The organism is Nonomuraea sp. JJY05 (genome assembly GCF_043496855.1).
GTDB lineage: Bacteria > Actinomycetota > Actinomycetes > Streptosporangiales > Streptosporangiaceae > Nonomuraea.
Genome location: NZ_JBIEIS010000115.1, coordinates 1 through 2,508, shown reverse-complemented (window position 1 = coordinate 2,508; position 2,508 = coordinate 1). Strand labels below are relative to the sequence as shown.

Genomic DNA, 2,508 nt, shown 5'->3' with positions numbered 1-2,508 from the left:
GGCGATCGCGATCGATCCGCAGCAGCGGTTGTTGTTGGAGACCTCGTGGGAGGTGCTGGAGCGGGCCGGGATCGATCCGGGCACGCTTCGCGGCACCCCGGCCGGCGTCTTCATCGGCGGAACTCAGACCGGTTATGGCTCAGGGCCTGGACCGTACCCCGAGGAGATCGAGGGGTATCTGCAGACCGGAAACGCCGGTTCTGTCATGTCGGGGCGGGTGGCCTACAACCTCGGCCTCGAGGGTCCGGCGTTGACGGTGGACACCGCCTGCTCGTCTTCCCTGGTCGCCATTCACCTCGCTTGCGAGTCCCTGCGCAGAGGCGAAAGCACTCTGGCACTCGCGGGCGGAGTGACGGTCATGGCGACACCAGAGCTCCTGGTGGACTTCAGCCGTCAGCGTGGTCTGGCGCGGGACGGCCGGTGCAAGGCGTTCTCCGACGAGGCCGACGGCACCGTCTTCTCCGAAGGCGTGGGCATCCTGCTGCTGGAGCGGCTGTCGGACGCGCAGGCCAACGGCCACCGAGTGCTGGGAGTGATCCGCGGATCGGCGGTCAACCAGGACGGCGCCAGCAACGGCCTGTCGGCCCCCAACGGCCCCTCCCAGGAGCGGGTGATCCGCCAAGCGCTGGCCAACGCGGGTCTGACCCCCGGCGACATCGACGCGGTCGAAGCACACGGCACCGGCACCAAACTCGGCGACCCCATCGAAGCACAGGCTCTTCTGGCCACCTACGGACGCGATCGGGACCCGGCGGACCCATTGTGGCTGGGGTCGGTCAAATCCAACTTCGGGCACTCGCAGGCCGCTTCAGGTGTGGCGGGTGTGATCAAGATGGTCATGGCCGCCCGCGAAGGCCTCCTGCCCCAGACCCTGCACATCACCACCCCCACCACCCACGTCGACTGGGCACAAGGCCAGATCCGCCTCCTGCAACACCCCCAGAACTGGCCCGACCACGGCGACAAACCACGCCGCGCCGCCATCTCCTCCTTCGGCATCAGCGGCACCAACGCCCACCTCATCCTCGAACAAGCCCCCCACACCAGTCCCGCCGCCAACACCGACACCGACACCAGCGATGAAGCACCACAGCCCCTGCCCCTGGTCCCAGTAGCCCTGTCCGCCCGCGATCAGACCAGCCTGGCCGCCCAAGCCGCCCGCCTGGCCAGCCACCTCACCGCCCACCCCGAACTGCCTCTGCACGACATCGCACTGTCGGCCGCCACCACGCGCGCCCACCTCGAACACCGCGCCGTCATCCTGGCCCGCAACACCGACGACCTCCACGACGCCCTGCACCACCTCACCACCACAAACGCAGACGGCAGCACGACCATCGGCATTGGCAAGAGCGACACCAACGGCAACGGCAGGGGGGAAGGCACGGGCGCCGGCACGTCTGACAGCACCGGCACCGGCACCGGCACCGCAGCCGCGACCACCAACGGCACGGGCAACGGCAGTGGCGGTGGCGACGGCTCGAGTGCTGGCCCGGCCGGTGGCAGCGATATCACCACCGCGACCGCGACCGCGACCGCGACCGCGACCGCGGCCGCCAACGGCTACGGCAACGGCACCAGCAACGGCGCTCATGGCGACACCGGCATCAACGGCAGCACCGGAAGTGACACAAGCGCCGCAACCACAACGGCAACTCCCAACGGAGCCGAGGCCGCAGCTGCGACCGGCAACCGAGCCGGAGCCGGAGCCGGAGCTGGAGCCGAGGCTGCAGCCGTGACCGGCAACGGATCCGTGACCGGCAACGGAGCCGGAGCCGGGGCTCCCACCCCCTCAAACACCCCCGGCAGCAGCGGTGTCGGTAAAGGCGTCAACGTGATCACCGGACGAGCCCGACCCGGCAAAACCGCCTTCCTCTACTCCGGACAAGGCGCCCAACACCCCGGCATGGGCCGCCAACTCTACGAAACCTTCCCCACCTTCGCCACCGCCCTCAACAACACCCTCGACGCCCTCGACCCCCACCTCGACCACCCCCTCCGCGACATCATGTGGGCCCCACCCCACACCCCCCACGCACAACTCCTCAACCAAACCACCTACACCCAACCCGCCCTCTTCGCCCTCCAAACCGCCCTCACCCACCTCCTCACCAGCCTCGGCATCCACCCCCACTACCTCGCCGGACACTCCCTCGGCGAAATCACCGCCGCCCACACCGCCGGCATCCTCACCCTCACCGACGCCGCCAAACTCATCACCCACCGCGCCCAACTCATGCAAACCCTCCAACAAACCGGCGCCATGACCGCCATCCAAGCCACCCCCGACGAAATCACCCCCCACCTCACCCCCCACACCGCCATCGCCGCCATCAACTCCCCCACCAACACCGTCATCTCCGGCAACACCCAAGACATCCACACCATCACCACCCACTTCGCCAACCAAGGCCGCAAAACCCGCCCCCTCACCGTCTCCCACGCCTTCCACTCCCCCCTCCTCGACCCCATCCTCACCCCCCTCAACACCCTCGCCCACACCCTCAC

1 protein-coding gene is annotated in these 2,508 nt (G+C 68.8%); it reads left to right on the top strand.

All coding sequences use genetic code 11. The features are described 5' to 3' along the window. Positions 1 to 52 precede the first annotated feature (52 nt). On the top strand, positions 53 to 2,508 hold a 2,456-nt coding region (locus ACFKCF_RS61475; RefSeq protein ID WP_394506756.1), incomplete at its 3' end, for a type I polyketide synthase.